This window comes from Streptomyces sp. NPDC001770, assembly GCF_053596135.1.
The window spans coordinates 19,657-28,546 of the sequence record NZ_JBSFFN010000046.1; the positions used below are offsets into that span (position 1 = coordinate 19,657).

Annotated in this window: 5 protein-coding genes and 1 pseudogene; 4 read left to right on the plus strand and 2 right to left on the minus strand. The window is 71.0% G+C overall.

Annotated features, from left to right (window positions below; genetic code table 11):
* Positions 1-510: 510 nt before the first annotated feature.
* Positions 511-2,550 (minus strand): PQQ-dependent sugar dehydrogenase, encoded by a 2,040-nt coding sequence (locus tag ACWCSV_RS30495; protein WP_451147728.1) that lies wholly within the window; start codon positions 2,548-2,550, stop codon positions 511-513.
* Positions 2,551-3,386: 836 nt separating this feature from the next.
* Here ACWCSV_RS30495 and ACWCSV_RS30500 point away from each other — a divergent pair.
* A pseudogene (locus tag ACWCSV_RS30500) lies at positions 3,387-3,767 on the plus strand (cysteine/serine endopeptidase inhibitor); the annotation flags it as partial.
* Between the two features lie 1,110 nt (positions 3,768-4,877).
* A complete protein-coding gene (locus tag ACWCSV_RS30505; RefSeq protein ID WP_451147760.1) occupies positions 4,878-5,591 on the plus strand; it encodes a polysaccharide lyase family 7 protein in 714 nt (237 codons plus the stop codon).
* A gap of 111 nt (positions 5,592-5,702) precedes the next feature.
* Here ACWCSV_RS30505 and ACWCSV_RS30510 read toward each other — a convergent pair whose 3' ends face one another.
* Positions 5,703-6,599: an LPXTG cell wall anchor domain-containing protein gene (locus tag ACWCSV_RS30510; RefSeq protein WP_451147730.1), complete on the minus strand. Its 897-nt coding sequence runs from the start codon at positions 6,597-6,599 to the stop codon at positions 5,703-5,705.
* Positions 6,600-7,235: 636 nt separating this feature from the next.
* On the opposite strand from ACWCSV_RS30510, the gene ACWCSV_RS30515 reads away from it, so the two are divergent.
* Positions 7,236-7,580, plus strand: coding sequence for a hypothetical protein (locus tag ACWCSV_RS30515; RefSeq protein ID WP_451147732.1), 345 nt, complete (start codon positions 7,236-7,238; stop codon positions 7,578-7,580).
* Between the two features lie 16 nt (positions 7,581-7,596).
* Positions 7,597-8,890: WXG100-like domain-containing protein (locus tag ACWCSV_RS30520; RefSeq protein ID WP_451147734.1), on the plus strand; the 1,294-nt coding region annotated here is incomplete at its 3' end.

Here is an 8,890-nt window from a genome sequence, read left to right on the forward strand (position 1 = left end):
CGGACGTTGAAGGGCCACGCCGGAGGCCGGAGGTTCGGGCAGCCCCCGTGCCCGGCCGGACACGGCGCTCGGTGATGCCCTGGAGCGTCCGGACCCGGCCTTGTACGTTTTCCTCGACCGGGGGCCACCGTCCGGACCGTCCCCAACCGACCCGCTCAAGGCCGGCCCGGACGGCGGCCCCCGGGGCCGGACCACCGTTACGCCGACGGCGTCCTGTCCGTGGGGGGCGTGGACGACGGCTGGCAGCTGCGGCGTCGGCCACGATGCCCCGTGGTGTGGCACGGGCCACGCGTTCCTCCCTGGGCGCGGGCGCACCACACCATGGGGCATCGGACGTGCCCGGACCGCCACCGGGCATCTCCCGCTCTTTTCGTGAGCTCCGTACGCGCCTCTACGACACGCCATCGGCTCGCCGGACCTCCCCCGGCCCACGGCGGGGTCCTCCGCGGCACACTGAGCCGCCCCGGCCGTGGTGCGGCCGGGGCGGCTCGTGCGGGGCGTCGGCCCGGGTCAGCCGAGGGTGACGTGGAGAATCCGCTCGTCGCTGTTGTCGGCGATGCTGTCCTTGTCACCGGCGTTGGTGGTGGTCAGCCACAGCCCGCCGTCGGGGGCGGGCTCGACGGTGCGCAGGCGGCCGTACGTGCCGTTGAAGTACGTCTGCACGTTGGTGAGTTCGGTGCCGGAGATGACCTCGCGGTACATCCGCGTACCGCGTTCACAGGCCACGTAGAGCACGTCCCGCACCACGGCGATGCCGGAGCAGGAGCCCTCCGCGGTGCTGTAGGTCTGCTTGGGCGCGATGAACCCGGCGGTGCCGCACGTGCCGGTCGTGCCCTCGCAGGCCGGCCAGCCGTAGTTGCCGCCCTTGGTGATGAGGTTCGTCTCGTCCATGACGGAGTTGCCGAACTCCTGCTCCCACAGGCGTCCCTGGGAGTCGAAGGCCAGGCCCTGCGGGTTGCGGTGGCCGTAGCTCCACACGTAGGTGCCGAAGGGGTTGTCCGAGGGGACCGTGCCGTCGGGGTTGAGCCGCAGGATCTTGCCGTTGAGGCTGCTCAGGTTCTGCGCGTTGTCGCCGTTCTGCGCGTCGCCGGTGGTGGCGTAGAGCTTGCCGTCCGGGCCGAACCGCAGCCGGCCGCCGTCGTGGAACTTGTTGCGCAGGATGCCGCTGACCAGGATCTGCTCCGTGGCGGTGTCGAGCCGGTCGCCGGTCAGCTTGATCCGGACGATCCGGTTGTCGGTGGGCGAGGTGTGCATGATGTACAGCCAGTGGTCGTCGGCGTAACCGGGGCCCACGGCCAGGCCGGTCAGGCCGCCCTCGCCGTCCGTCCCGTCCACGTCGGGCACGGTGCCGACCGTCGTCTTCGCGCCCGTCGCCGGGTCGAGGTGGACGATGTCGTGCGCGTCGCGGCGGGTGTAGAGGACCGTGCCGTCGGGCAGCGTGGCCAGGCCCCACGGGATGTCGGTGTCGGTCGCGATCCGGGTCACCGCGCAGACCGCGTTGCCGCAGGTCGCCCCGGTGGTGACGGACACCGTGGCGGAGTGCGCCGAGACGTTGGCCTGCGCGTCCCGCGCCACCACGTAGTAGGCGTACGTGGTGTTCGCCGCGAGCCCGCTGTCGGTGAACGTGGTGTCCGGGGCGGACGTACCGGTGCTGGCGACCGAGCCGGCCTTGGTACCGCCTCGGTAGACGTCGTAGGCGCGTACCCCGATGTTGTCGGTGGCGGCCGACCAGTTCAGGGTGACCGTCGTACCGGAGGAGGAGCCGGTCAACTGCCCGGGCACGGTGGGCGCCTGGGTGTCGGCCTGGCACTGCGGCGGGGTGATCCGAACGGTGGCACTGGCCTGGGAGACGTTGCCGGCCGCGTCCCGCGCGTTGACGTACAGCCCCCACGGGACCCCGCCGACGACGGTCAGGCCGGTCGACAGCGTGCTTCCGCTCACCGACTTCATCAGCTGACCGTCGTGGTAGACGTCGTAGAACGCCACGCCCACGTTGTCCGTCGCGGCGTCCCACGCGAACGTCACCGCGTCGCAGACCAGGCCGCTGACGCGGGAATTGCCGGGCACGGTCGGCGCCTGGGTGTCGGAGCCGGCCACCGTGGTCCGCCACTGCTGGTTGCTCTGGCCGTTGCAGGTGTAGAGGGCCACCGGGGTGCTGTTCGCGGTGCCCGCGCCCGAGACGTCGAGGCAGAGCCCCGACTGCACACCGGTGATGGTGCCGTCGTTGTTGACGGTGAACCGCTGGTTGGCGCCGCCGTTGCAGGTGTAGATCTGCAGCCTCGCCGGGACGGCGGTGGACTGGCCGACCACGTCGAGACACATCGTGCCGTCGTAGACGCGCAGTTCACCCGTCGTGGTGTAGGTCCAGGTCTGGTTGGCACGGCCGTGGCAGTCATAGATGTTGATGCCGGTACCGGCCGTGGTCCGCTCGCCGATGACGTCCAGGCAGCGGCCGGACGCGGTGGCGGTGATCGCGGAACCGTTGGCCGCCGACGCGGTGCCCGCGGTCATCGTGGTCGCCATCGCGATGACCGCGACGAGGGCTGCCACGGCGGCCAGGAAAGGCCTCGACGGCCTTCGGCGGCCGGGGAGTTCAGACTTCATTCGCTTCTCCTCCGAGGGGGTGGGGTAACAGCGGGGAGCGGCCGGCCCGTCTGCCCGGCGCCTCCGGGCCGGATGCGGTTCACCGAGCCCTGTCGGGCCGGTGGACGGCGGGAACGTCGGCGCTCGGGCGATGGCCGCTCCGTTCGGCCGCGAGTGGCCGTACGTTTCGCGGAGGCTCCGCTGACGTGAGCGGGCCAGGAACCGGCCCTCGATGCGGTGAACCGGGCACGCGTTCATGCCGGTCCGTCCGTGGGGTCGGGGACGGCGCCGATGATCTGATCGATCCCGTACTTCCGGGCTCCCCGAAGCCGGGTGGGGTACATGACAGGTGCGAATTACTGGAAGGGCGAGCCGGCGTGCGTCGCCCATGCTGCACCCGAACCGCGGCCTCCCTCTCCGTGCACGGCGATACCGTGCACGGAGAGGACATCACTGGGCACTCCGGATGACGGTGCCACGGAGCGGGACCCCCCGCCGCCGACGGGCAGGCAGGTGAGGTCGCCGGCGTACTCCGAGTTCGCGCTCCCGGCGCTGAAGTGGCGGCCGGTCGGTCCGGCGCCCGGGCCGTGGCCGAAGGGGCGGAGTGAGTGGCTCTCCGTGCAGACGGCACCGCCCGTCGCTTCCCGCCTCGTTCGCTTCTCCGATGATCGGCCCAGCGCGGCGTCCGTGTCCGTCCGGGACCACTGGACCACGCGGGGCTCGCCGGACGAGGCGGAACGTCGCCCGGCGGCTTCCCGGCTGTCAGCCGGTGCGCACCGGCACGAGACCGACCAGGAGATTGTGTGTCCATCCGGAATCGGATCATTGCGGGCGGTGCGGTCGCCCTGGTGACCGTCACCCTGGGAGGTGTGACCCTGGCGCTGGCCGACGACCCGCTCAGTACCCAGACCATCTCCGGCCAGATGACGTACTACAACGACAAGGGGTACGGCGCGTGCGGCACCCAGGTCGACGCGGCCACCGAGGACCTCGTCGCCGTCTCCCACGAGTGGTGGACGTCCGCGAACCCCAATGAGGACCGGCTCTGCGACGGCGTCGAGGTCCAGGTGACGTACGGCGGCAAGTCGATCACCGTGCCGGTCAAGGACATGTGTCCCTCGTGCGACTCCGGCCACCTCGATCTCAGCCAGACCGCCTTCCAGCAGCTCGCTCCGCTGGAGAAGGGCCTGGTCAAGGGGATCACCTGGAAGTTCGTCACCGACGACGGTGCGGCCGTCGCGCTCCCGTCCTCCTCCGGTGATCCCGAGACCGGTACGGAACTGGCTTCGGGCGGGTCCGGCTGGCCCTCCCGGTACGCGGCTCCCTACCTGGAGACCTGGGGGTCGCCCTCCGACCTGGAGAACGCGCGCCGGGCGGGCCTGCGGTACGCCACGCTGGCGTTCGTCCTGGACGGCGGGGGCTGCAAGGCCACGTTCAACGGGAACGCTCCGGTCACGGACGGGAGTTGGCTGTCGGCCATCGAGGCGCTGCGGGGTGACGGCGGAGACGTGATGGCGTCGTTCGGCGGCGCCTCGGGGACCGAGCTCGGGCAGGCGTGTGATTCCGTCACGGCGTTGCAGGAGCAGTACCGGTCGGTCGTCGACGCGTTGGACCTGTCCCGGCTGGACTTCGACATCGAGGGCGCCGCGCTGGCCGACAGCGCGGCCAACCACCGGCGCAACCAGGCTCTGGCCGCACTGCAGCAGCAGTCCGAGGCGGCGGGTCACCCCCTCGACGTGCAGTTCACCCTGCCGTCCGGGACGCGCGGCCTGGAGGCGGACGGAGTGGCCCTGCTGCGCGACGCCGAGAGTACGGGGCTGCGGGTGTCGCTCGTGAACATCATGACGATGGACTACGGCTCCGCGGTGGCCGACATGGGGCAGACCGCGATCGACGCCGCCACGGCTCTGCACGAGCAGCTGGGACAGATCTGGACGTCGAAGTCGTCGGAGGAGCTGTGGGCGATGGAGGGGAACACGCCGATGATCGGCGTGAACGACACCCCGGGCGAGGTGTTCACCGTCCAGGACGCCGAACGCCTGACCGCGTTCGCCGTGGAGAAGGGGATCCGGCAGCTGGCGTTCTGGGCGGCAGGCCGTGACAAGGCGTGCCCCGAGGCCGGAACGCTCTCCGACTCCTGCAGCGGGACCGAGCAGAGCGACTACCAGTTCCTGAAGACCTTCGACGCCGTCACCACGACCACCCCCGGGGTCCAGCGGGCCGCGGATCCGGACACGGCGGGGGTGACGGGAGGCAGTGGTACGCCGACGCCTTCGGGCTCCGCCTCACCGCGACTGCCGGAGCGGACCGGCGGCCTCGGAGCGAGCGGCGACCCGGACGCGGAGGCACCGGAGTCCACCCTCACCGGCGGCGGCATCGACCTCTCCATCTGGCAGTTGCAGGAACCGGTCGGCTCCCCCGGCTCCCCGACCACCGTCTCCTCCTCCCAGCTCGCGGGCGGGTACGAGGACTCCTACTTCTACACCGACAGCGACGGGGCCATGACCTTCTGGTCGCCCGAGAAGGGCGTCACCACGCCCAACTCCAAGTCGCCGCGGTCGGAGTTGCGGGAGATGAACGAGTGGTCGCTCGGTGGCACCCACCGGATGAGCGCCACCCTGCGCGTCGTGTCCGTGTCGTCCAACGTGTGCGTGGGCCAGATCCACCTGGGGTCGGGGGGATCGTCCACCAAGCCGCTTCTGGAGCTGTACTACCACGCCAACGGCGACATCGTGCTGGGCACCGAGAACTCCCCCGCGGGCGGCCAGACCACCCACACGGTGGGGCACGTCGCGGTCGGCGAGAAGTGGAGCTACACCATCGGTGTCTCGGGCGGCGACACCATCGACCTCACGGTGAACGGCAGCACCACGCACTACCCCATCGCGGGCTCCTTCAACTCCTACCAGCAGTACTTCAAGGCCGGCGCCTACAACCAGTCCGCGTCCGACAGCAGCACGAAGGGCGCCAAGGTCGCCTTCTACGCGCTGGACGTCTCGCACGGCTGAGCGGAACCGTCCGCCACGACGAGAGGGCCCGACGCCACGAGGCGTCGGGCCCTCTCGTCCGTATCCGTGCCGAGCGGTCGGCAGGGCGGGACGATTCTCTTACGGGGCAGGTCAGTTGCCGGGCACATAGCGACGGCGGCGGGTGAACACGTACAGGCCGACACCGATGGCCACGAGGGTGATCGCCCCGAGGGTCGTCACCAGGGTGGTGGTGCTGTCGCCGCCGGTGCTCGCCAGCGTGCCGGGCACGGTCGAGCTGGTGGGGGGCTCGTCCGGGGTGGCCGCCGCGGGAGGCGTGGTGGACGCGGAGGGGGACGGCGTGTCGGTGGCCGGGGTCGTGCTCGGGGCGGGTGCGGGAGGAACGGTCGTGGGTGTCGTGCTCGGGGGCGGGGTGTCGACGGGCGGCGGGGTGGTCGTGTCGGGTGTCGGGGTGGTCGCGGGCGGAGTCGTCGGAGTGCCCGTCGGCGGGGTGTCCATGGGGGGCGTGACGGTGCAGGCGGAGCCACCGTTCCAGTGCGCGATGAGGTGGGACCCTATCTGCGAGTCCGGGTAGTGCGGCACCGGCGCGTCCTTGCCGTCGTACTTGCGGTCGCCGCTGTAGAGATCGATCTGCCCGAAGCACTCGGGCGTGAACGCGGACACGTCCAGCACCGTCTGCCGCAGATCCCTGGTGAGGACCACACTGTCCCAGCCGAGGAACGTCTGAGTGCCGGAGACGGCCCAGTTGGGGCCTTCGGTGCCGTACGAGGCGAGCGAGACGACGTACTGGCAGCCTTCCGCCGGTTCGCCCTTGAGGCGTACGTCGATCCTGGTCGCAGGGGCTTCCTGCGCGATGACACCGCCGCTGAACCAGTGCTGGCCGCGGTCCGCGGTGTACTCGACACCGATCGAACCGCACCGATTCGCTTCGTGCGCCTGGGCGGAGGCCGCGCCGCACAGCGGCAGGGCGACGCTCAGGCCGAGGACGGCGGCTGCGCCGCGGGAGCGTCTGAGGAATTGCGAGGGCACCTTGTGCTCCTGAACTTCGGAGGGGGGATGGCGGGTTCGCGGCATCCGTGGATCAGGGGCCGCGCCGACGACAGGCCGGGCGAATGAACTCGACGGCCACTGAATCCCGCCGCGCGGCTCGCCATCCGCATGCGTGGACATTCCACATCCGTCACACGCGTCACCCTCGGATTCCCCCCGGACTCTGCCCGTCCGGCGGGGAGTTCTGCCCCCGCACCCCGGAGGTCGTCAGGGCCGCTCCCTGCGCCGCCGTCCGATGCCGACGACCAGTCCGCAGGACCCCACAGCTCCGGGTTCCGGACCGGCCCCGGCCAACCGGTCCGCCGCCGTCAGGTTCCCGTCAGGGGGCGGGGTGCGCGCATCAGAGGTCCGTCAGGAAGGGGTCCGGAGCCCGGTGGTGGTGATGTGGTCGGACCGTGACCGGAGTTGTGCGTGAGCAGCTCGGTCGACCGCTCGTCAGGCCACGTCCTGGACGGCGGTGCCCGCATGCGACCGGACAGGAGACGAGTTGTGCCGGATACACCGCCGCCGGTGAACGGGGGCGTATCGGTTCCCTCTCCACCCGACGGCTACCGCAACGTGCCCGTGGCCGCGCCCCGTCCGGATCCGCGCGCTTCCGGCATGCCCGGGGAAGGGATGCCCCGTGGTGGCGTATTCGCCGTCGACTTCCAGGCGCTGGAGCGCGCCGTCGCCGAAGCCGAGGAGGCGGCTGAGGACGCCACCGGCCTCGCGGAGAACCTGGCGAGCGCGGTCCGGCGCTCCGGGCCGGCTCCCTGGGGCGACGATCCGGCCCTCGGGCAGGCATTCGGCAGCGTGTTCGCCGAGCCGCGCGACGCGCTCTTCCACGCCGTACAGGCGCTGCCGCAGGTGCTCCGGAACATCGCCGACAACCTCGCGGCCATGGACACCGGTTACCACACGACCCAGGAGAACGCCGAGGTAGCGATCGCCCTCGCACGGACCCGGACCACCTACGTCTGAGAACGGACGGCCCCGCATGGTGGACGCGCACAACGTGCCGCCCGAACTGCAGAACCTGCTGCTCATCACCACCGGCAACCGCTGGCCCACCGGTGACGAGACGGCGCTCCGCGCCGAGGCGGCGGCGTGGCGGGAGACGGCGCGCTCGCTCGAACCCCTCGTCGAGCGGGTCGGAACCGTGAGATCGCTGGCGGCCACTGCCCTGTCCGGCGCCGGCGAGGCCGCCGTCGATGCCTTCCTGGCCCAGCTCGTCGGCGGTCCAGGAGTGGAGGAGACCGACGCGGTGCTGCACGTCCTCGTGGAGGCCGCCGAGGCCGCCGCGGAGGCGCTGGATGAGGAGGCGCTGCAGATCGAGACGCTGCGCATCGAGATCATCGGCGCCCTGGTGGTGCTGTTCCTGCAGCTCATCATCGACTCGGCGCTCTGGTTGTTCGGCGGAGCGGCCAAGGCTGCCACGGACATCGTCGCCACGAGGGTGCTCTGTCTGGCCTTCGTGCGCCAGGCCGTCGCTCATCTGCTGACGCGCCTGGCCGAATCCGTCGTCGCCATGGTCGGTATGGCGCTGCTTGCCCAGATCATCGAACTCGGCGAGGGCCACCGGCGCTCCCTCGACGGCCGTGAACTGGGAGTGGCCGCGGTCAACGGTGCGGTCGGAGCACCCGTGGGCTTCGGCATGGGGCTGGTGGGTGGTGCGGCCACGACCGGGCTGAAGAACCTCGCCAAGAAGCCGTTCTTCACCAAGTTGCCGAACGACGCTCGGACGCTGGGCCAGTGGGGCACGGTGGTGGGCTTCAACGCCGGCTTCGGCGCGGTGACCGGCATGGCGGAGGCCGCGGCTCAGGACAGTGTCTACGGGCTGTCCGGCGACTGGGTCGCGGGGGCGGCCAACGGCTCCTACAACGCGGTATGGGGAGCCAGACACAATGCGCAGAATCCCGCAGGCCGCTTCGCCCTCTCTCCGGCGGAGCACCTGGAGGAGCTCATCGACCATCACCTCGCCGGACTCCCCACGAACCGCAACCGTGCCGACACCGGCACCGGCACCGGCACCGGCACCGGCACCGGCACCGACGGCCCATCCCTCCCTGCGCTCCCGGTAGACCACGGGCCGGGGGAGAGCTTCCTCGACCTGGGACCCGAGACCGACGCCCCACACCAACCGGGCGAAAGCTTCCTCGACCTCGAACCCGAAACCACCACCCCACACCAACCAGGCGAAAGCTTCCTCGACCTCGAACCCGAAACCACCACCCCACACCAACCAGGCGAAAGCTTCCTCGACCTCGAACCCGAAACCACCACCCCACACC